Raw genomic sequence first — 21,608 nt, 5'->3', positions numbered from 1 at the left:
ATTAAACTCTGATAGGTGAATGCAATTTATTGACAAGGAGTTGAGAGTGCCATGACTTCAAACATTTGCAACCAGAATAAGGAGACTGCCATGCTTGAAGCAGCGCGCTCCGGCAATAAAGATGCTTTAAATGAGCTTATACTTTATTATGAACCAGAGATTCGTATGATTGCAGCAAAATATTATTTACCTCGGGCAGATTATGAGGATTTATTGCAAGAGGGCAGAATTGCTATTTATCGAGCAATAATGTCTTATGACCAAGATACTTCTATTCCCTTTCTTCACTTTTTAAGAATGGTCATAAAACGCAAACTAATTGATAGCCTGCGTAAGTATACACGCCAAAAACACACTAATCTTAATGAAGCTTTTTCTCTAAATAATGCGATTTCTGAGTCTGATGAAACAAGCTTTTTAGAGTTATTGCCCACTGCTGAAGATCCTGCTTCAATGGTTATCGCCAATGATGAGGTCAATTCAATGATTAATGATCTAAATAAAAACATGTCAAATTTAGAACGTTTAGTGTTTGAACACTATTTTATACAGGGATTCAAACAGCGGGAGGTATCTAAAAATTTAGGACTTCATCCAAAATCCTTAGATAACGCTATTCAACGCATACGTCATAAGACAGCTCTCTATCGTTCACGCAATGTTGCTGGCTAAAAAAGCAAAATAAAGAACCGGGAATTTTTCGATTCCCGGTTCTTTATTTTACGCTTTACTAAGCAATTCCACCACTTTGACTAATTAATTTACTGACTTTACTATGGGCATTAGTTGCTTCATTAGCTAAACGTAAGTATATGTCTCTTAAATTTGCATGATGAGCACGTGTAGCCAATGTCATATAACCCATAGCAGCAGCCGAAGCGTCTTTTTCATAATCATATAACATATCTAAATCTGAAAATTGACTCATAATATATCCCTCCTTTTCTATTGAAGTTCTACCATTCCCTTTTTAAAATATCCTATTACATCTTCTAAGCCTTTAGCCTGTTCTTTAAAAAACCCCTTAACTGCAGCGTCTTTTGCCATCTCATTATACATCTGGCACTTTTTCATGGCGGTTTCATTTTCAATTAAACTTCTGGTTAACATGCCTCGGTCAAGGACTTTCTTTACTTCCATATCACTTAGTTGCATCTAAATCCCTCCTTTTAAAAAACTAGTTTACATAACAGTCTCAGGATGTGTAAATATGCAATAAATTATTCGCAGCTCAAACAAATTAACTTAAACTTTTCGAAAAAACCTGCTTACTAGACAGGTAGTATTTAATGAGTTAAACTGGAATGAGACGTAATATTCTGTATTAATGATTATATATTACCCAATATTGGCTTCTTAAGAAATGGAGGAATAACATTTGGAGACGCCTGACTTCAAGCGGGGATTTCGAGGTTATGATTCAGATGCCGTTGATCAAGCATGGGCGGAATCTGAACGTCAATTAGCTGAAGCACATGCTGCCAACAAAGAACTTCGCTTACAAATTAATAGCTTAAGGGAACAAAACTCAGAATGGGCAAATCGTGTCAAATATTATGAACAGATCGAAAAGGATCTGAGAGATGCCCTTGTAAGCGCTCAAAGAGCTGCCAACCAAATTAAAGATGAAGCAACCAAACAAGCCGAAGAGCTTATTCAATCTGCCCGGACTCAAAGTGATACCATCTTAAGTGAAGCAAAGCAACAACTTGAGTCAAAAGAAATCGAAGCTGATACAAGACTTATTGAACGACGGCTCGAAATTGTCCAGGTAGAGGAACAACTTCAACAACTTTCTCAACAAAAGTCCGAAATTCAAACCCTGATCGATCAGGCTGATGAATATTTATCTATGATAAAAGAGCTATTGAAATAAAACAAATCCCCCAAAGCTTAAAGGCAGAACTCCTTGTTTGTTTAATAATTACAAGGGTTCTGCCTTTAAGCTTTGAGAAGGTTTTTAGACTTAACTAACCAATTTTAATTCCATACTCTTTCCAGCGCCGATCTACAAGTTTGACAGTCGCTTCATCCGGGACTACTTCACCGGGATAGCCCGGTTTCATGCGAGCATCAATAAGAATAGGACCCCGGTATACTAGGCGATGGTTAAGTATTTCTGTATGGGCATAAATGTCATGGGCAGGATCAAAGCGGGTAAAGACCTGCCATAGAAAACCCGAACTCTCTGATGCAAGTTCTAAATCATCAACCAAAATTGCCAGGGGCCAATTATTAAGAACCTCATTTTGAAGATGCCCCAGTACCTCCTGAGCAAGTTCAGGAGTATTACTAAATGAAGGTGCTTCAATTAATAAGCAACCTGCACAAAAGGGTTTAATTCCAAGTACTCCCGGTAATATAACATTTTCAATCTGACGCGGAAGCTCTCGTTTTGGCGATCCTAGACCAAGCATGATAGCCTTGCTTCCATGATTAAGATGTCGCCCCGTATAATCCAATGTATCCATAGAAGTATCGTTTAAGATTAGAAGGTCGGATTCCGGCTCAAAACGCTCCAATACTATTTCAAGGAGAGTTCTAAAATCTTGTAAATCAAGCTGAACATCCGTAATAATCAAAAACTTAGTTAAAGTAAGCTGCCCTTCCCCTAAGATCCGGAAGGCATGAGCTAACGCTTCTCGATGATAGCTCTCACGTACAATAGCAGCTGCCAAAGCGTGAAACCCCGTTTCCGCATAGGTCCAAAGAGCTTTAACTCCAGGCATTACTACAGGAAACATCGGCGATAATAATGACTGTAAATACTCTCCAATGAAATAGTCTTCCTGCCGGGGTTTTCCTACTACCGTTGCCGGATAAATTGCATCCCGTCGATGATATACAGCATTAATATTAAAAACCGGAAAATCGTGAGTTAGTGAATAATAACCATAATGATCACCAAATGGACCTTCCGGCTTACGAACATGTGCTGGAACCGTACCACAAATTGCAAACTCCGCCTCAGCAATGAGGGCATGAGAATGTGAAGGAACCCTAACTTTTGATAGCTTCTCCCCCATCAAAAAAGACGTGAAAATTAGCTCTGGCAACATCTCGGGGAGAGGGGCTATTGCCGAAAGAACCAGTGCAGGTGGACCGCCTAAGAAGAGCGTCGTGGGCAGATCCTGTCCTAATCGTTCAGCTTCATGATAGTGAAATCCTCCACCCTTATGTATTTGCCAATGGATACCTGTTTGTTTAGAATTGTATATTTGTATCCGATACATCCCTAAATTGTGTTCTTTCGTGACTGGATGTTCTGTATAAACTAAGGGCAAGGTAACAAACGGTCCACCATCTTCCGGCCAACTGGTTAAAACAGGTAGAGTGTTTAAATCTATCGAACTAGCTTTTATTTCTAGAACGGGAGCATTCTTGGAATTGATAGTTCGCAGACCACTCTTCGCTAAAGATAGTATCCAATCCTTTTCTTGCCAAAGTATAGAGGGTTTCGGTGGAAGCAGTCGATTTAGGGCTGCAACAGCTCGTTTTACAATTTCTTCAGGTCTAGGTCCAACAGCTAAATCAACACGACCACGAGTTCCGAATAAATTTGTTACCACTGGGAAAGAACTGCCCTTTACTCGCTTAAACAGCAAAGCTGGCCCTTCTTCATCAATAACGCGACGGTGGATCTCTGCTAATTCAAGGTATGGATCTACCTCTGCTTCAATTTCTATGATTTGCTTTTCTCGCCGCAGAGTTTCAATAAAATGCCGCAAATTTTCGTGCACAATGTCACCTCTTAATGATTGTTTTGTCTAACTTCAGAGCAGCAAGGGCTGCTTCAGTTAATGTATCACAATGACCTATTATCTTACTCAGTTCATTAGGACTTAGCTCATCCGAGTGAATTCCGGCTGTTATTACAACTATGTTTTGGAGTTCTTTAGCCAATACCGCAGCAACTTTCTTAGCAACTTCTATATCTTTATGACCTGGCACTGGCGTGATATAAATATCAGCACTCCATCCTTCTCCTCGAAGACTCGGCCTAGGCAGAGCCATTACAACTCCTCCAATATGAGGTCTTTCCCCGCCGATAAGCAGCCCATTAATCCCATCCCCTGTATTATGTAAAGTCAAGGAAATCTGACAACGCCCTTCTCCTTCTCGACCCTGCCAACTAGGGATATGGATGGAACTTAAATCAAGCACATGCTTCTCCTCACTTTATACTGCTTGCTATTTTCACCTTGCTTTTCGCCTTACTATTTACATTATACAGTTTGTCTCCATTAGAGCCAAGTTTTATGAAAGGTAATTATCATAACCAATCATAAAGTTAACTGGCAATCTATAAAATCATTCCCCTAAGCCCTTTAAAAAAACCATTAGAAAACTTGGCTAGCGCCCGAAGACACTGGCTTCGCACGTATTAAATCTTCTTGCAGTATATAACGCAAGTTTATACTTTCTGACTGTATAAAAAAGAATTAGGGAGTGCAGGCATAACTAACTCCCTAATCCTTGAAGATTAATATCTTGGCATGCTATTCTTTACTGGTAAATGAGTAGTTTCCAAACTCATCTATATCTACCAGAATCCTTTGTCCTTCCTTGAATTCCCCCTCCAATAGTTTAAGCGCTAAGGAGTTTTGCAACCGCTGTTGGATTACTCGCTTAAGTGGCCTTGCTCCGTACACCGGATCATATCCCTCGTTAGTGAGTTGCTCTTTCGCCTTTAAGGACAGCTCCAATGTCAATTTCCTTTCGCTTAAACGCTTATGCAACTGATTGAGCTGGATATCGACAATTTGACCAATATGCTCCCGGCCGAGTGGATGGAAGACTATTATCTCATCGAGACGGTTAAGGAATTCTGGCCGGAAATAGTGTCGGAGTTCTCCGTTAATAGTGTTTCTAACTTCCTCTTTACTAGCATTACGTTGAGTCAGCTCTTGAATTGACGGACTGGCAATATTACTGGTTAAGATTACTACAGTATTTTTAAAATTAACGATTCTTCCCTGTCCATCCGTCAATCTTCCATCATCTAAAAGCTGAAGTAAAACATTTGAAACATCCGTATGAGCCTTCTCTACTTCATCAAACAGTATAACACTATAAGGTTTACGTCGTACCGCTTCTGTAAGTTGTCCGCCCTCTTCATAACCTACATATCCCGGAGGAGCTCCAATTAATCGTGAAACAGTATGCTTTTCCATATACTCGGACATATCAATTCTTACAATTGCCTGATCGTCATCAAACAAAAATTCTGCTAAGGCCCTCGATAATTCTGTCTTGCCAACACCTGTTGGACCTAAGAAAAGGAACGATCCTAACGGCCTATTGGGATCTTGCAGCCCGGCACGTGCACGACGAACAGCGTCAGCTACAGCGCGGACAGCTTCTTCTTGGCCAATAACTCTTCGATGAATCCGTTCTTCCATTTGTACAAGCTTTTGCATCTCACTTTCCAAAAGTTTAGTGACCGGAACATGAGTCCAGGTTGCAACGACTTCAGCAATATCTTGTTCTACGACTTCCTGCTTTAATAAAGTGTCTTTCTTAACTTGAAGCTTCTCTTCAGTAGCTTTAAGTTCTTTCTCTAAGCTCGGAATTATACCATATTGAAGTTCTGCAGCTTTATTATAGTCTAACTGCTGTTGGGCTTGCTCCATTAAGGTTCGGGATCGATCAACTTCTTCTTTAAGTTGTTGAATTCTAACCAGAGTCTCACGTTCCCCTTGCAACTGAGCTTCCATTCCATAGCGTTCTTCTTTTAGATTGCCTAGCTCTTCTTCGATCTTTGCCAAGCGTTCTTTACTTGCTTCATCTTTTTCCTTCTTCAATGCTTCCCGTTCAATTTCTAACTGCATCATTCGCCGCTTTATTTGATCTAATTCATAGGGATCACTGGTAATCTCCATACGCATCCGCGCACCAGCTTCATCAATTAAATCAATTGCTTTATCTGGAAGAAAGCGATCACTAATATAGCGATCTGATAACACTGCTGCAGCTATAATTGCGCCATCGGTGATTCGTACCCCATGGTGAGTTTCATAGCGTTCTTTAAGACCTCTCAGAATCGATATAGTATCTTCAACCGTAGGTGCATCAACCATAATCGGTTGGAATCGTCTCTCAAGAGCAGCATCCTTCTCAATGTACTTGCGGTATTCAGCGAGTGTTGTAGCCCCCAGCATGCTGAGTTCTCCCCGAGCGAGCATTGGCTTAAGCATGTTACTGGCATCCATGGCGCCCTCAGCTGCTCCTGCACCAACCACAGTATGCAACTCATCTATGAATAAGATTACATCATCTCGATCTTGGATTTCTTTTAGTACTGCTTTTAACCGTTCTTCAAATTCTCCTCGATATTTTGCCCCGGCAATTAAAGTTCCCATATCAAGTGAAATCACCTGTTTATCTTTAATTGCTTCAGGCACATCTCCCCTAACAATTCTTTGGGCTAAGCCTTCAACAATCGCCGTTTTCCCTACCCCCGGCTCGCCAATGAGAACCGGATTATTCTTAGTCCGTCTGGAAAGAGTTTGAATAACTCGGCGGATTTCTTCGTCACGGCCAATAACCGGATCAAGTCGACCTCGCCTTGCTTGTCGTACTAAATTTAGTCCATATTGCTCAAGGGCTGCATAAGTTCCTTCTGGGTTTGGACTTGTAACCCGCTGAGTCCCTCTGATTTCACGCAGGGCTTGGAGTAATTTTTCTCTAGTCAACCCGGCTTGCTTGAGTACTTTTTCCGCTGCCCCTCCAGATTTTTCCCAAATTCCAAGCAAGAGATGTTCTGTGCTTACATATTCATCCCCAAAAGGGGCCATTTCATCATGAGCTGCCACCAATACAGTTCTTAGACGAGGAGAGATACTCATTTGCACATTGCTTCCACTAATTCGCGGGAAACGGTTAATCTCTTGACGAATCGTCGAGATTAGACTCCCAACTGCTACACCTAATTTCGTTAAAACCTGAGGAACAACTCCATCACCTTGCTCTAATAAAGTGAGCAAAAGGTGTTCAGGCTCTACTTGACTGTTTCCATTTCTCTCGGCCATTGTTTGGGCTTCCGATATTGCTTCCTGAGATTTCTGGGTAAAACGATTTGTGTCAAATGACATAATGTACTCACTCCTTTTTCAAGCTGGTAAATAGTTTTCGAGGGATTAACTCAAATTGCTTTATACCTACTTTATACCACGATTAGCAGCCAGTTCACGCAGGGTTGAAAGCTCTGCATCACTCATATTCTCGGGCAGCTTGATTGTGACTTCAACAAAAAGATCTCCTTGTTGAGTGGGCTTTTCTAAACTTGGCATTCCTTTGCCCTTTAATCGAAATTTCTTTCCGCTTTGGGAAAGTGGGGGGATTTTTAGCAAGACTTCCCCATCGAATGTTCGGATACTGACTTCCCCGCCGAGAATAGCTCTATAAAAATCAACTGGAATTTCGGTTCTTAAGTTATCCCCTTCTCGAACAAAACTCGAATGAGGACTAACGGTTATGATTAAATATAGATTGCCTGCCGGGCCGCCAGATATCCCAGCTCCACCTTGACCTGATAGCCTTACCTTTGAACCAGTTCGTACACCCTTTGGAATCTTGGCCTCGATTTGTTTATCACCGGTTTTAACGACTCTTGTAGTTCCGGCATAAGATTCTTCAAGGGTTACTTGAACCTCTACTTCTAGATCCTGACCTGGTCGAGAACGCCCAACAGTAGCACCTCCGCCAAACCCCCGTCCCGCTCCCCCAATTCCCCCGAAAAGCGTAGAAAAGAAATCCGAATATCCTTCCCCGCCAAAACTGAACCCTCCGGTTCTACCTGTACCACCGAACAGATCTGCTATATCCTCCGGAGACATAGTGTAGGTATATCCTCCACTACCACCACTAGGGTTGGACTGCCAACGATCCCAATTATAGTCCCCTCTGCCTCCCCGTGCTTTCCATTGCTGGTAATCCTGACGGAGTTCATCGTATTTACGACGTTTTTCAGGATCACTGATTGCTTGATAGGCTTCTGTTGCCTCTTTAAATTTCTCTTCGGCACCCTTATCTCCAGGATTAACGTCGGGGTGATATTTTTTAGCTAATTTCTGATACGCTTTTTTTATTGTCTTTTCGTCGGCGTCAGGTGAAACACCTAAGCTGACATAGTAATCTTTAAAATCCATAAAAATCACCTCATCAACTCATTTTAAGTACTATTTATAGAATAACTATTCCCAACAAATTTCCATCTTAAAATTCTTTATTAGATTTTATACTATCTTAAGATTCTCAGTAATTTTTACTTGTTATCCAAATTATAGTCCATTTACACCTAAAGGTCAATATTGGTCAGACATTTTCTTGACCAATATTGACCTTTAGGGCGAATTAGGATAGGTTAGGTTATCATAATGAATTTGGGAATAAACTATTTCAAGTTGAATATCCTAATCTTATTTCTCATCCCCAGTTCACTTCTATATACATTGAAGCAAAAACGATCTTTTTCCGTTTGGCCTGTGGAAAAAGATCGTTTTTAGCATAAAAACATTGATTATAGGGCCAGATTTTCTCAAGGCCCCTCCTTGCCCCTCCGGAATTGATTAACATTAATATCCCCATAAACAAAGTATACTTGGCATAAGTCTAAACTGGATAGGACCTTGTCCGGGCTGCTCTCCATCCAGATCAAGCAAAATCCTTTGATCAGATGATACTGCCACGGATTGACCCCTATATACTCCAACACCAGGAATTTTCAGATGGGTTCCACGATAAATCTTAGGAATATTTCTTAATATTGTCCAAGTTGAGAAATCGCCTAAAACCACAATATCGAATAGAGCATCATCTAACTCAGCATGTGGAGCGATCATCATCCCACCGCCGATATAACGACCGTTGGCAACCATAATACTATTAAGGCGACCACTGCAGACGACCTTTCCATCAATTTCACAGCTCATCATTTTATTGCGATACTTAAAAATGCTTATAATTGAACCGATTAGAAATGAGAGCTTCCCTCCAAGGAGTTTACTTTGTTGGTTAACCCGTGCGACTGTTTCCCCACCTAAACCAACATCAGCAACATTGAGAAAATATCTTTGAAGCTGCTTTCCATAGTTATCGTAAAAGAGTACTTCCCCAACATCAACTTGACGCTTATTGCCTCGTTTTAAGATTTGGATAAAACCCTCAATCCCTTTGGGAATTTGTAATGTCCGAATAAAGTCACATCCAGTACCATGTGAAAAAACAGCCAGTTCAGCCTGTGGATTAATAAGGCGATTATCTGAGAAGAAACCGTTGACCACCTCATTCATGGTTCCGTCTCCTCCCACGGAGATAATATGTGTATACCCGTCCTTTAAGAGATTTCGGGTGATACGGGTACCCTCTCCCGGTCCAGTCGTATATGTATAATCAATAAGAAATCCTTCTTCAAGTAAACGTTTATGATAATGCGGCCATCGTTTCTGCGTTTTGCCGTTCGCGGAATGTGGATTAACAATAGCGAACCATTGGCTACTTTTATGCATTTAGATAATTCTCCCCTTTTGGTAGCGCCTCATCTCGGGAGAATTCGACGTTTACTATAAAATTCCTTTATTATAATTTACCAGTTCTAATTTTAGCTATCCGATACATAACATCTTCTTTTACACCATGAAGTAAATCTTCAGCTTCCTCCAAGGTAGTTCCTTTTACGGAGAAATAAAATTTGATTTTCGGCTCCGTTCCTGAGGGGCGTACCATCACAAATCCTCCCTCTGCAAAAGAATACCTTAAGACATTGGAGCGGGGAAGTTTAAGAGAATAGTTCTCACCGGTTCTTAAGTCTTTTCCTATTCTCTGTTCATAATCATCTACTCTTCCAATCAAGATGCCACACATTTCATGGATATCCAAGTTACGAAAAGAATCCATTATTAAAGCCATTTCTTCTTTACCACGTTTACCTTCGAAAGTCAGGGATTCTTGATCCTCTAGGTAATAACCAAATTGTTGATAGATACTATCAAGAACGGCAAAGAAATTACGCTTTTCTACTTGTTGATAATAAAGTGCCGCTTCAGCTAAGATAACCGAAGCTATAATTGCGTCTTTATCTCTAACAAAGTCCCCAGCTAAATATCCATAACTCTCTTCAAAGCCAAATTGGAAGGAACCCCATCCGCCTTCCTCCATTTCCTTTTCTTTTTCAGCAATGAATTTAAACCCAGTCAGTACATTCTCTGCGCGTACATTAAAATATTGCGCAACTTGATCTGCCAAGTCTGTTGAAGCCACTGTTTTGATGATTGCTGCATTGTCTGGTAGAATTCCTAAGGCTTTCTTCTGAGATAAAATATAATAAGTTAGAATAATTCCGATTTGATTTCCGGTAAGCTGCAGATAGTCCCCTTCAGGAGTGCGTAAAGCAACTCCTAAGCGATCAGCATCAGGGTCAGTCGCCAGTAATAAATCTGCCTCAAGAGCCTTACCATATTTTCGAGCAAGTTCAAAAGTTGCTGGAATTTCAGGGTTGGGATAGGGAACCGTCGTGAAGTTAGGGTCGGGATGCTCTTGTTCTGCTACAACAGTGACAGAACTAAAACCAAGTTCAGCCAGTGCCTTTCGAACCAGCATATTTCCTGCTCCATGCAGAGGGGTATAAACAATCTGAAGATCTTTCCCTTTTTCTTTGTCAAGTTCAGGATATAGTGCCAGCTCATGAACCCGGGCAAGATAAGGCTCATCAATATCCTGACCGATTATTTGCAGTAAACCCAGCTGTTTAGCTTCTTCAACTGAAAGAGTCTCAATACCAAGCCAGCTCTCACGAGCGTTAATACGAGCAAGAATTTGATCTGCTTTCGCCGGCGGTACCTGACCACCATCTTCCCAATATACTTTATAACCATTATAGGATTTTGGATTGTGACTTGCAGTAACTACAATCCCTGCTAAAGCCTGTAAATAGCGTACAGCAAAAGACAACTCCGGCGTGGGACGCAGTGCCTCAAACAGATATACTTTGATTCCATTACGTGCCAGCACTAAGGCTGCTTCGAGTGCGAATTCAGGTGAGAACCTCCGGGAATCGTAGGCAATAACGACTCCACGCTTCATGCCCTCTTCCCCTAAATCACAAACACATTCTGCTAAACCTTGGGTTACCTTTCGGATGACATATTTATTCATCCGATTTGTGCCCGCGCCAATAATCCCTCTTAGGCCACCTGTTCCGAATTCTAAATCCGTATAAAAACGCTCCTCAATTTCTTGTGGATCGGTAATGTTTTTGAGTTCTAATCTTGTCTCTTCATCAAAGTAGGAATTTTCCGACCATAAGCGATATCTATCTTGAATGCTCACCCAATAATCCTCCTTTTTGTATTTCATTTTTGTTCCGATTGAAAGAAGCCCCAGCAACTGGATAATCTTCCCTATTAAGTGAGTATAGCATACCGAAACTTAGTTTAACAACTTAGTTAATGCTAGATGATAATTTTTAGTGTTAATAGTAATTAGTCAGTAAACAAAAAGCTCAGTCTAAGACTGAGCTGTAACAACAGGAGAGATTATAACACCTACAAGCCCAGGGCCTGTGTGAACGCCCATCACCGGGCTAATCTGGTTAAAGAACAATTCTTTGATATTGGGTAGTTCTTTGGCTTTTTGCCAGAGCTTGCGCGCTTCCTGTTCAGCCCCACCGTGTACAATAGCCACCAGATATTGACCTGTTTGAGTGCTTTCAATCAAAATATCAAATAATTTTTTAAGAGATTGATCTCGTCCTCGGACTTTAGCATATGTAATATATTTACCTTCTGAATTTATGGAAATAATCGGTTTAATATTAAGTAGCTCACCTATAGTACCGGATACATATCCAATACGTCCACCACGTTTAAGATATTCTAATGTAGATAAGACGAAATATAGTTTGGTTTTGCCGGAAACGTTTTGTGCTAACTTAACTATTTCTTGAAAATCAGTAGAGGTCTGAAGTTTTCTAGCGGCTTCCAAAACGGGAAAACCCAGGCCCATTGAAAGTGCTTTTGAATCCATAACTTCGATCTTCATTTCTTTAAAGTCTCTTGCAACTTGACTTACTGTCTCGTAAGTGCCGCTTAGACCACTTGATATATGCATAGAGAGAACATGGGTATAGTTTTCATCTCTCAGTCGGCTAAACAAATTTGAAATTTCTGCAGGGGATGGTAGAGATGTTGTGGGAACTTCAACATCCATATTATCATATACCTCATTCGGACTGATATTTAGCCCATCAAGATATTCTCGATCTTTATAAACAACATGCAATGGAAGAATTTCAATTCCAAGTTCCTCGGTCATGTCTTTATTAAGATCGCTTGTGCTATCTGTGACAATCGCAATTTTAGGGTCTGAGTTTTGTCGCATGAAGCTTTGTTCCTTTCATAAAAGCATAATACTGTAATAATTAGTATAACACAATGAGCTATGATTCGACTAGATAAGTTTTTCTAATATTTAGGATATCAGCAACGATTGAGTGGCTCTATGTACTTCTACGAATGCATCAGGGGACTTTTCAATATCACCAGCCTGATCAATTCCACTATATAAGCATGCCTTAGTGTATTGAATATCCAACATATGAAAGAAAGTCTTTATAGAGCGCTCTGCACATTCAAAAACATTGGGCAACATTGTTCCTGCTGTAGAAATAAACAAACCCCTTCGCTCAGGCCCTACCGACTTAACCAATGTTTGATTGAGAAGATATTTACGCGCCCAGAAGGTTTGCATTCGATCAATCATAGTTTTTGTTTGAGAATTAATCCCCATAAAATATATCGGAGCAGCAATAATTAAGCGATTGCAGTTTACCAACTTGTCTTGGAGTTTTAAGATATCATCACGAATTACACAAACTCCTTTTGCAGAGCAAGCTCCGCATCCTTGGCAAGGGTTAATCTTAAGATCTGTCAGATAAATCAACTCTGCTTGATGTCCCTCAGCGTGAGCATCTTTTAGGCTTTCTAATAATAATCTGGTCGTATTACCGTTTCTCCGCGGACTACAGGCTATACCTAAAACTGATAAAGCCATATGACTTCACTCCATTCTATAAATTACTCTCACTAAGTACAAAAGCGAGGTTCTTAGCTCTTAAGAATCTCGCTTTCATATTTGGCTTTTTCCGAATGGGTCTAAGTTAATTAGGTTACACTTTAGGATTAGAATCCGGGTCAAAATACCGCTCCCTTTCTGTAACTACCTTATATTACTTATCCTTTTTCATGAATTCGCCTTTGGGTCTGAGTAGGCTTGATTGATTCTAGTCCCACAGACTCCAAAATTGCATTAATCATTAATTGATCTTGTTGTGTCATAAGCATTCTTCCTTTCCGTTTAGTTAACAATTGATTATATACTTTTTTCGAAAAAATTACAAGTATCTAGAAAAAATAATAAAAGTTTACAACGATTAGAATTTCATTACTGACTAGCAAACACCATTCTTATCAGTTGTACAAATACCGACCCGCTTTTAATTATCCAGACTCAAATAGTTTATGCACAGGTTAATAACTTTATGACAATTCAACACACATTTCATATTGGATTGCAGTTGGGTTTATCCCATATAAACGAAGGGCCGTAGAAATCCAATCATTAGGTTGATTGATAAGCGACAAGACAGAATCGGTACGATGTAGGATAGCTGAGAGAATTTCCTTTGCTCCTGCTAAGTTAGCACTCCAAACATCAAGCAATAATCCGGATTTATCACCGCTAAGCAAGGCACCAGCAGTTTCTGAATCATTTAGAAATGCCTTATAAGTGCTGTAACGTCTTAGATACCTTTCTCTTCTCTGCCAAGTAGGGCTGAAAAAAGAGTGACTACGATTGCTAAAATACTCTTCTAGTGTAGTCGAGAACACCGGAGGAATCCTGAGAATTTCATTTTTACACTCCTTAATATTCAGGGTACGATAGACATTAAGTTGGCGAGTGATGACAAATCCTACTGCTTGATAAGCTTGACGAGCATAATTCTGTTCTAATACTTCCAAGTAAATTTTTTTCAGAAAGATACTTTTTGCCAAATTTAATTGTGAAGCCAGTAATATTTTAAAAAGTCCATTATTACGGTATGCAGGGTCAATACAAGCCCCAGCAATCCATCCCTCATTTTTATCGATGGCAAGCAATGTAAATCCTACAACACGCCTGTCGTGGTAAATAGCTGTGGAATATTCCAAAGAAACTCGACTTAACTCAAGCCAAACTTTCATATGTTCTCTTGAATATGACATATTATAATAATAACCAAGCCAACAGCGATTCCATATTTCGGTAATATCCTGCAAGTTAAGATTGGCAAGTGTTTCAACATGTACATTTCTAATATTTATCTCCAAAATTATATCCCACAATTCTCTAATTGTTTTAAGGTTCATAGTCTGAGTGATTACTATTAGTATATACTTGATTTCATGTACAGGAAATAATTATTTGCCCCTTGCCTAATATTTACTTATAGTTAAATTGAGATGAGAAAGGTGGTTATGTAAATGACAACTTCATATATTAGTAAGAAGGAACTAGTATTTGCTCAAGAACTACTTGACTTTATTGAACAAAGCCCATCATCTTTCCATGCCGTAGACAGCATAAAAACCCTCCTTATTCCAGAAGGATTTCAGGAATTATCATTGTCAAACAAATGGACATTACACCCTGGCGGAAAGTATTTTGTTACTCGCAATAATTCTGCGCTTTTGGCCTTCATTGTGGGCTCGGGAGAACCGGAGGAACATGGTTTTCGTCTCGTTGCAGCTCATACAGATAGCCCTACTTTCCGCGTCAAACCCTTACCCGAGATGTCAGTCGAGGGTAAATATCTTAAATTAAATGTGGAGGCCTATGGTGGCCCAATCCTTAATACTTGGCTTGATCGTCCTCTTTCACTGGCAGGTCGCATAATTAAACGGGGGGTTTCTCCGTTTACGCCTGAAAACATTCTTTATCGTAGCCCTCAGCCCTTGCTAGTCATCCCGAATATATCGATTCATATGAACCGCAGAGTAAATGAGGGTTTAGAATTAAATAAACAAAAGGATATGCTGCCCTTATTGGCTCAAATCACCGAGGGTTTACAAAAAGAAAGGCTTTTGATTAACCATCTTGCCCAAAAGGTTAATTGTCTGCCAGAAGATATCCTGGACTTTGACTTATTCTTGTATGAAGCAGAAAAAGGCTGTCTTGTAGGACTTCAACAAGAGTTCTTATCAAGTTCACGTTTAGATGATTTGGCTATGATCCATGCGGGAGCACAAGCCATGGCCAAGGCAAAACAGACATTACCAACTCAAGTGCTCATCTGCTTTGACCATGAAGAATGTGGCAGCACCACAAGGCAAGGTGCAGCATCTCCTTTGCTCCCTCATGTTTTAGAACGTATTATGCTTGCCCTTAAAAAAGATCGTGAGGCATATTTTCGTGCCATCGAGCATTCGTTTCTAATTTCTGCTGATATGGCCCATGCTCTTCATCCAAATGCCAGCGAAAAGCATGATCCGATTAATCATCCAGTTCTTAACGGCGGTCCGGTTATAAAAATAAGTGCCAACCAAAGTTATACCACTGATGCCGAATCTTCAGCAATTTTTTCTTCCCTCTGTGAAGCTGTAGACGTTCCCGTTCAGAAATTTGTCAATCGGTCCGACGAACGCGGAGGATCAACCATTGGACCTATATCTAGTACACAGCTAGATATTCGTGCCGTAGATATTGGAAATCCTATCTTAGCCATGCATTCTGTTCGCGAGCTTGGAGGCGTTAAAGATCACTTAGCAATTACAAAAGTCTTAAGTGCATTCTATGAATCTATTTAAAGCACAGGTTATCCCGGAAATCTTACCTCCACTGTACTTCATCTCCGATTCGGGTATTGGTTAATTCCCCCCATCCTTCCGGGAATTCAATAATGCTATTGGCTCTATCTAGGCGAGGAGCAATTTGCCAGGGTTTTAAATTATCAATAATTGAGCATACCCGTCCATGATTATCCAAATACCAAATTGAAAGGGGAAACTTCATTCCTATCATATGAACTTGCTGACAACCCTTAAGCCAGAGCCCTTCTCCATGTTTAAGGGAAGACTTCCCAAGAAGGCCTCGAAAACGCAACCAAAAAGAATCGGCTATAACTAATTGAGCAGCAACCATCTGTCCTGTTCGAAGATTCCACAACTCTCCCGATTTCATCGTTCTGCACTTCCCTTTTCGTAAAGAAACTTGTCTTAAAGAACATAGTTCCAGTCACGCTTCTAAGTAATCTTTATTACTTCAAAACATTAATGATTTGGATAATCGCTGGTCCGATCACAATAATAAATATCGTAGGAAAAATGAAAAAGACTAATGGTATCATCATCTTAATGGGAGCCTTTTGGGCCTTTTCTTCAATACGTTGACGTTGTTTCTGTCTAATCTGGGCAGCTTGATTGCGAAGAACACCCCCTATGGATATCCCAAGCTGATCAGCTTGAACCAAAGAAGCAATCACATTGCCCAGATCTTTAGCATGTTTGTTTCGTCTTGCTAAGTCCCTCAGAGTCTCCCGCCGAGGCCGTCCCATTTTAATTTCTTGCAGCAGTCCAAGAAATTCTTCTGCAAGAACACCTTTTTTCTTCTCGACAACTTTAAGTAACGCTGCATCGAACCCTAGGCCAGCTTCCACACTCACTGTCAGAAGGTCTAGAATATCCGGCAAAGTCTTTTCTATTTCGCTTTGTCGTTGTTGAGCTTTAATTTTTAACCAATAATTGGGGATAAAATACCCAATTATTAAACCCATTAGACTAATTTCTAAGCGAACTATAAGTGAAGAATTAATGAATGAAGCTATCCCCAAAGTTGATAGACCAACAAAGATGCTCAAGACATATTGAAAGCTATTCCACTCCACCTCTTCCCATGTATCAGATATCCCAGCTGCACTAAGCTTAATTGCAATTTGCTCCTTTTGTCGATTAGGCGCGATTACCGACAATCGATGGGAAAATCTATGAAGTACCGGACGCAGTACACGATCAGTCAACGTTCTGGTATCTTCTTCAACCGAAATCTCTCTTTGTCCAAGTGCCCTAGATATCCGCAGTTTTGTCTCTTTAGCCTGGTTCTTGGAAAATACAGCAATAATAGCAAAGTAAACTGCCCCAAATACACTCAATAATATGACAATTAAGGACATTGAGGCCACTCCTTCTTTCGTCAAAAATTATTCTGTACAGTATCATACCTCGATGGTCACGATTTTTCGAATAACAATAAAACCGATGAATTGGGAAACTAGCCCCCCAGCAAGCATTACCATACCTATTTGATTAGCAAATAGTATGGAAAGATAATTGGGATTGATTATGCTGAGAACTGCCGCGATCCCAAAAGGTAAAGCTGCAATAATATACCCTGACATTCGGCCTTGAGCAGTGAGGGTTTTAATTTCTTGTTGGACACGCAAGCGATTCTGAATTGTTTCATGAATATTCAGAAGCACTTCAGCGAGATTTCCGCCGGCTTGACGCTGTATGAGCATGGCAGTGACGAGGAGATCTAACACATCACTCCCAACCCTCTCTGATAAATGAATCAGTGCTGTTTCTGTTGCAGTTCCGTAGATCATTTCTTTTAAAGCAAGCTGAAATTCTCCGGAGATAGGATTGGACATTTCTTGACTAACCATTTCCATAGCTTGCAAAAGACTAAAGCCAGCCTTCAGGGAATTGGCCAAAACCAGCAAGGCATCTGCAAGCTGATTATTAAATTGACGACGTTTCTTTTTTTGAGCAGATCTTAGCCACACCCTTGGAACAATCCATCCAACTACGGACAATATTAGCGCACCATAAATTTCACGAGTCAATATTAGACCAGTTAGAAAGAATAAAAGGACAAGTAGCCATTGGAGTGCTAGAAACTCTGCCCCCCTCAAAGGAACATTTCCCTGAATTAGTTGAATATCCAACCCTTGGCTCCACCGACGTGGTGCTAACCTTCCTAGTTTAGTGAGCATGAGTTTCGGATCACGTTTTTTACTCTCAATACTAATGGGTTCTCTTATTGCAGTAAATCGTTGGAGTTTTACTGCAAGAGTTTCCTCCCGACGTACTAAGGCCAATATACCCAGGTAAAACGCTAAAAAAGTTGTGCCAGAGGCAATCAAAATTGTTATTTTGTAAGTATCGCTTAGCATATCTTCCTCCTTTCGGAGATCTCAATTAATTAGAAAACAGCCCTTCAGAAAGCTTTTGACCAGCCGAAATTAATTTCTCAATAAAATGAGGCCGAATTCCCGTTGCACGGAAGTATCCTTGTACCTTTCCTTGCTTGTCAATTCCGGTTTGTTCGAAGCGAAAAATATCTTGCAGCACAATCACATCTCCCTCCATACCCATAACCTCGGTTATATGAGTAATTTTTCGACTTCCGTCTCGCAGACGACTCTGTTGAACAATAAGGTCAATAGCACTAGAAATCTGCTCGCGAATAGCTCGAACTGGCAAATCCATACCTGCCATTAACACCATTGTTTCAAGGCGGGAGAGCATATCACGAGGAGTATTTGCGTGCCCGGTTGTGAGAGACCCATCGTGTCCGGTATTCATAGCTTGTAACATATCTAAGGCTTCCCCGCTACGGACTTCTCCTACAATAATTCGTTCCGGCCTCATCCTTAAAGCATTACGAACCAGATCTCTTATCATCACTGCTCCCCTACCTTCAATGTTTGCCGGACGAGTTTCCAAAGTAACGACATGAGTCTGGCGAAGCTGTAGTTCTGCAGCATCTTCAATCGTAATTATTCGCTCATCCTCAGGAATGAAAGCTGAGATCACCCCTAAAGTCGTTGTTTTACCAGAACCTGTTCCTCCAGAAACAATGATATTTATACGTGATTTTACACAAGCATTAATAAATTCAGCCATTTCTGATGTTAAGGTTCCAAATCCAACAAGGTCTGCTACTCCAAATGGAATTTGAGAAAACTTTCTGATGGTCAAAATGGGGCCATTCAAGGCTAAAGGAGGAATAATAGCATTAACCCTAGACCCATCAGGTAACCTGGCATCAACCATCGGCTGACTCTCATCAATTCGGCGTCCTAAGGGCGCAACTATCTTTTCGATAATGTGCAAAACATGTTCATCATCATAAAAAGTAACCTTAGTTAACTCAAGCTTCCCCTTACGTTCAACGTACACTTGTTGAGATCCATTAACCATAATTTCACTAATAGAGGAGTCCTTGAGCAATGGGTCGATTGGACCAAAGCCCAGAATTTCATCCATGATCTCCTGTACCATACGAAGACGTTCTGTGCGCGGAGGTGTCAATCCTAGAGCGTCCGCTCGAAGGTCAAAGGTAAGGTCAACAATAGGCTGTAGTGTTTCGGAATTTAAATCTTCAATGCTATTTTTGTCCAGAGCTTGTATGACTTCATGATGGACTGCACTTTTAAAATCACGCCATGGATCCGCCGGAATAATGGGACGAGACGCTCTTAGTTCTTTTCTTGGCTCTTCTTGGGTATGAACTTTCTGTTTTTCTAAGCGCTTAAGCAAAGACATTTTCTCACCCCTCCCTAAAATCCAAACACCTTACGCAACCCTTTTAACGGACGGCGATTTCCAAGCTCCTGGTCTAGAGCCTCACTTTTAACTGCCTGGTTATGCGCTGACATTAGCTTTTTAGCCATGTTTTTTATTCCTTCTGTAGCTTTACTTTGAGGATGGGATGTAACAAATGGTATACCTTGGTTAAGAGCGGCAACGAGAGCCCTCCCATCGCTAGTAATTTCATAGTCAATTTTTACATTTAAACTCTTTTCAACATCTTGAGGGGTCATCCCCATTTCTTTGCTTGCACGATTCAGAACAACTTTAACTTTAGAAGTATGATGAAGACCCTCAATTACCTCAAGACTAAGTTTTGCATTTTTTAGTGTCGGGACATCCATAGCTAATACTAAACAAATCTGGGTGGATACATCGAAACTCACTAGGCTCACATCGTCAAATCGACTGATATTATCACAAATTATAAAGTCAAACTTATCCTTAACTTCTTTAAGAATCTGTTCTACGTGTTCCGCAGTAACTAAATCGGCATACTCAGGACGCGTTGGAGCAGCCAAGACTTGAAGCCCCGAAGAATGGGTCAATAAGTATGATTGAATCTCAGAGTACTTAATAACCCCAGATTGAGTTAAATCTGCGATGGTTCGTTTAGGAATAAGATTTAAGAAAACCGCAACATCACCGAACTGAAGGTTTAAATCGATTAGAAGGACTCGCAACTTTCCTGAACTTGCTAATTGCACTGCTAAATTTGTAGCTAATGTGGTGTTGCCAACTCCTCCTTTGGTGCTAAAGAACGAAATGATCTCACTATTTTGTCTCTTATGATTGGTATCCGATTTTATCTGATATCCCAAAACGTCTTTTTTTTGTTGATCCATTTCAAAGACTTTTGCAATCACATTTGACAACTCATCTCCAGTAAAAGGCTTAACGATATATTCTCGAGCTCCGGCCATCATAGCTCTCCGTAAGTACGCCTGTTCACCTTGAACTGACATAATAATCACCGAACAATCTGGTGCACGTTGAGCAAGGAGTTCAGTAGTACGTATTCCATCCATTTCAGGCATATTTATATCCATCAAGATAATATCCGGCCTTTCGACTTCTGCAAACAGTATTGCTTCAGATCCTGATCCAACATCACCTACTACCTCAATATCATTTTCAAACTGAAGCAGCCGCCGGATACTATCCCGAGTGTCACTGATATCATCGACAATCAATACACTGATGCGTTTCACAGTAGCCCTCCTTATTTGTAGTTATTAATATAATTTGGCTCCATATAGTTTTTCTCTGAAAACGGTGCATCTTGACGAATTTCCGTATTTAATGGATTCCTTAGCATTAATCGCAAGCTGCCCTTTTCACTCCCATGGGTTACTGCTAAAGCTTGAGGCACACTCAAGGATAAGATATATGATTTTGTTTCAACCTTGGCTTTCTCATCTTTAGCATCCCCCACACTCAACACTAAGACATCCTGAGCAGCTAAAGTGGTTGTCGTAAAGGATTGAGTATTAACGTTGGGGTCTTTTATTTCTATCGTAACCATTACATCCACATGATCCCCAGGTTTAATAGCATATCCCACACCACTAACTAAGCCGATGGGAACAGCAACTGCCCTTTTACCATTAGGTACAGTTAGGGAGGTTGTGCTTCCCGTCGCTTTTCCATCACTGTTAGTCCGGATACTTTGATGCTCTACCATAGCATTAACAACTAAATCACCAGCACTTAAATTTAGCAAAGCTACAGAACCCTCAACACTTTGAATCGTAGAAAAACCACCTTGTGGGTAGCCTTGGATAGGAATTTCTACAACCTCTAACTGGCTGGCTGTTATCACTGTCCGTGCTGGAATATTAGTTTTAGCTCTCACCAGTGGTTTTAAAGCGAATGTTTGGCTCTGGCTCGCTTTGTTCAGATAGATATACATAGAACCCGCTGCAATAAGTCCGCAGATTAAAGCAAGTAGAAAAAAACCTTTGCGCTGCATATAATTACCCC

20 protein-coding genes are annotated in these 21,608 nt (G+C 40.5%); 3 read left to right on the top strand and 17 right to left on the bottom strand.

Going from position 1 to position 21,608, the window contains the following annotated elements; translation table 11 throughout:
* Positions 1–51 precede the first annotated feature (51 nt).
* Entirely contained in the window at positions 52–672 is a 621-nt protein-coding gene (locus tag DP73_RS09380; protein WP_052090516.1) for a sigma-70 family RNA polymerase sigma factor, read from the top strand.
* A gap of 58 nt (positions 673–730) precedes the next feature.
* On the opposite strand, the gene DP73_RS09375 is transcribed toward DP73_RS09380, so the two are convergent.
* Together DP73_RS09375 and DP73_RS09370 are read right to left on the bottom strand one after the other, a co-directional pair.
* Entirely contained in the window at positions 731–928 is a 198-nt protein-coding gene (locus tag DP73_RS09375) for a spore coat protein (RefSeq protein ID WP_034599064.1), read from the bottom strand.
* Between the two features lie 17 nt (positions 929–945).
* Positions 946–1,155, bottom strand: a complete 210-nt coding sequence (locus DP73_RS09370) for a hypothetical protein (RefSeq protein ID WP_034599063.1) — start codon at positions 1,153–1,155, stop codon at positions 946–948.
* A gap of 223 nt (positions 1,156–1,378) precedes the next feature.
* Here DP73_RS09370 and DP73_RS09365 point away from each other — a divergent pair, with 223 nt between their 5' ends.
* A complete protein-coding gene (locus DP73_RS09365; protein WP_034599062.1) occupies positions 1,379–1,876 on the top strand; it encodes a DivIVA domain-containing protein in 498 nt (165 codons plus the stop codon).
* Positions 1,877–1,970: 94 nt separating this feature from the next.
* On the opposite strand, the gene DP73_RS09360 is transcribed toward DP73_RS09365, so the two are convergent.
* From DP73_RS09360 to DP73_RS09320, 9 genes are all read right to left on the bottom strand, one after another.
* Entirely contained in the window at positions 1,971–3,740 is a 1,770-nt protein-coding gene (locus tag DP73_RS09360) for a UbiD family decarboxylase (RefSeq protein ID WP_034599061.1), read from the bottom strand.
* A 4-nt stretch (positions 3,741–3,744) separates the two neighbouring features.
* Entirely contained in the window at positions 3,745–4,164 is a 420-nt protein-coding gene (locus DP73_RS09355; protein ID WP_052090515.1) for a hypothetical protein, read from the bottom strand.
* Between the two features lie 335 nt (positions 4,165–4,499).
* A complete protein-coding gene (gene clpB, locus DP73_RS09350) occupies positions 4,500–7,094 on the bottom strand; it encodes an ATP-dependent chaperone ClpB (RefSeq protein WP_034599057.1) in 2,595 nt (864 codons plus the stop codon).
* Positions 7,095–7,160: 66 nt separating this feature from the next.
* Positions 7,161–8,150: a J domain-containing protein gene (locus tag DP73_RS09345; RefSeq protein ID WP_034599056.1), complete on the bottom strand. Its 990-nt coding sequence runs from the start codon at positions 8,148–8,150 to the stop codon at positions 7,161–7,163.
* A 426-nt stretch (positions 8,151–8,576) separates the two neighbouring features.
* Positions 8,577–9,509: a diacylglycerol kinase family protein gene (locus tag DP73_RS09340; RefSeq protein ID WP_034599055.1), complete on the bottom strand. Its 933-nt coding sequence runs from the start codon at positions 9,507–9,509 to the stop codon at positions 8,577–8,579.
* Positions 9,510–9,579: 70 nt separating this feature from the next.
* Positions 9,580–11,328 carry a phospho-sugar mutase gene (locus DP73_RS09335; RefSeq protein ID WP_205623377.1) on the bottom strand — a complete coding sequence of 583 codons (1,749 nt, stop codon included), beginning with the start codon at positions 11,326–11,328 and terminating at the stop codon, positions 9,580–9,582.
* 177 nt (positions 11,329–11,505) lie between these two features.
* On the bottom strand, positions 11,506–12,378 hold the full coding sequence (locus DP73_RS09330; protein ID WP_034599054.1) for a DegV family protein: 873 nt from the start codon (positions 12,376–12,378) through the stop codon (positions 11,506–11,508).
* Between the two features lie 90 nt (positions 12,379–12,468).
* Positions 12,469–13,050 carry a flavodoxin family protein gene (locus DP73_RS09325; protein ID WP_034599053.1) on the bottom strand — a complete coding sequence of 194 codons (582 nt, stop codon included), beginning with the start codon at positions 13,048–13,050 and terminating at the stop codon, positions 12,469–12,471.
* A gap of 485 nt (positions 13,051–13,535) precedes the next feature.
* Positions 13,536–14,366: a GNAT family N-acetyltransferase gene (locus tag DP73_RS09320; protein ID WP_242865729.1), complete on the bottom strand. Its 831-nt coding sequence runs from the start codon at positions 14,364–14,366 to the stop codon at positions 13,536–13,538.
* Between the two features lie 153 nt (positions 14,367–14,519).
* Between DP73_RS09320 and DP73_RS09315 the strand changes: the two genes are divergently transcribed.
* The gene (locus DP73_RS09315) at positions 14,520–15,842 is read left to right on the top strand and encodes a M18 family aminopeptidase (protein WP_034599052.1); all 1,323 of its coding nucleotides are present in this window, start codon (positions 14,520–14,522) and stop codon (positions 15,840–15,842) included.
* Positions 15,843–15,864: 22 nt separating this feature from the next.
* Here DP73_RS09315 and DP73_RS09310 read toward each other — a convergent pair whose 3' ends face one another.
* The 6 genes from DP73_RS09310 to cpaB all read right to left on the bottom strand — a co-directional run bounded on the left by DP73_RS09310 (position 15,865) and on the right by cpaB (position 21,597).
* Positions 15,865–16,215 (bottom strand): DUF192 domain-containing protein, encoded by a 351-nt coding sequence (locus DP73_RS09310; protein WP_034599051.1) that lies wholly within the window; start codon positions 16,213–16,215, stop codon positions 15,865–15,867.
* A gap of 76 nt (positions 16,216–16,291) precedes the next feature.
* Positions 16,292–17,203: a type II secretion system F family protein gene (locus tag DP73_RS09305; protein WP_034599049.1), complete on the bottom strand. Its 912-nt coding sequence runs from the start codon at positions 17,201–17,203 to the stop codon at positions 16,292–16,294.
* A gap of 42 nt (positions 17,204–17,245) precedes the next feature.
* Positions 17,246–18,205, bottom strand: coding sequence for a type II secretion system F family protein (locus tag DP73_RS09300; protein ID WP_034599048.1), 960 nt, complete (start codon positions 18,203–18,205; stop codon positions 17,246–17,248).
* A gap of 25 nt (positions 18,206–18,230) precedes the next feature.
* Complete coding sequence (locus DP73_RS09295; RefSeq protein ID WP_034599047.1) at positions 18,231–19,580, bottom strand: CpaF family protein; 1,350 nt, start codon at positions 19,578–19,580, stop codon at positions 18,231–18,233.
* Positions 19,581–19,594: 14 nt separating this feature from the next.
* On the bottom strand, positions 19,595–20,836 hold the full coding sequence (locus DP73_RS09290) for a response regulator (protein ID WP_034599046.1): 1,242 nt from the start codon (positions 20,834–20,836) through the stop codon (positions 19,595–19,597).
* Positions 20,837–20,847: 11 nt separating this feature from the next.
* Entirely contained in the window at positions 20,848–21,597 is a 750-nt protein-coding gene (cpaB, locus tag DP73_RS09285; RefSeq protein WP_034599045.1) for a Flp pilus assembly protein CpaB, read from the bottom strand.
* Positions 21,598–21,608: the final 11 nt, after the last annotated feature.

This window comes from Desulfosporosinus sp. HMP52 (assembly GCF_000765145.1).
In the GTDB taxonomy this organism is placed as follows: Bacteria; Bacillota; Desulfitobacteriia; order Desulfitobacteriales; family Desulfitobacteriaceae; genus Desulfosporosinus.
This window is presented reverse-complemented; position numbering and strand designations above follow the sequence as displayed.

Bases quoted from the DNA above. Each gene is read 5' to 3' on its own strand.
- DP73_RS09380 (WP_052090516.1), top strand. From the start codon at position 52: ATGACTTCAAACATTTGCAACCAGAATAAGGAGACTGCCATGCTTGAA.
- cpaB (WP_034599045.1), bottom strand. From the start codon at position 21,597: ATGCAGCGCAAAGGTTTTTTTCTACTTGCTTTAATCTGCGGACTTATT.
- clpB (WP_034599057.1), bottom strand. From the start codon at position 7,094: ATGTCATTTGACACAAATCGTTTTACCCAGAAATCTCAGGAAGCAATA.
- DP73_RS09330 (WP_034599054.1), bottom strand. From the start codon at position 12,378: ATGCGACAAAACTCAGACCCTAAAATTGCGATTGTCACAGATAGCACA.
- DP73_RS09370 (WP_034599063.1), bottom strand. From the start codon at position 1,155: ATGCAACTAAGTGATATGGAAGTAAAGAAAGTCCTTGACCGAGGCATG.
- DP73_RS09295 (WP_034599047.1), bottom strand. From the start codon at position 19,580: ATGTCTTTGCTTAAGCGCTTAGAAAAACAGAAAGTTCATACCCAAGAA.
- DP73_RS09345 (WP_034599056.1), bottom strand. From the start codon at position 8,150: ATGGATTTTAAAGATTACTATGTCAGCTTAGGTGTTTCACCTGACGCC.
- DP73_RS09300 (WP_034599048.1), bottom strand. From the start codon at position 18,205: ATGCTAAGCGATACTTACAAAATAACAATTTTGATTGCCTCTGGCACA.
- DP73_RS09310 (WP_034599051.1), bottom strand. From the start codon at position 16,215: ATGAAATCGGGAGAGTTGTGGAATCTTCGAACAGGACAGATGGTTGCT.
- DP73_RS09315 (WP_034599052.1), top strand. From the start codon at position 14,520: ATGACAACTTCATATATTAGTAAGAAGGAACTAGTATTTGCTCAAGAA.
- DP73_RS09375 (WP_034599064.1), bottom strand. From the start codon at position 928: ATGAGTCAATTTTCAGATTTAGATATGTTATATGATTATGAAAAAGAC.
- DP73_RS09325 (WP_034599053.1), bottom strand. From the start codon at position 13,050: ATGGCTTTATCAGTTTTAGGTATAGCCTGTAGTCCGCGGAGAAACGGT.
- DP73_RS09340 (WP_034599055.1), bottom strand. From the start codon at position 9,509: ATGCATAAAAGTAGCCAATGGTTCGCTATTGTTAATCCACATTCCGCG.
- DP73_RS09305 (WP_034599049.1), bottom strand. From the start codon at position 17,203: ATGTCCTTAATTGTCATATTATTGAGTGTATTTGGGGCAGTTTACTTT.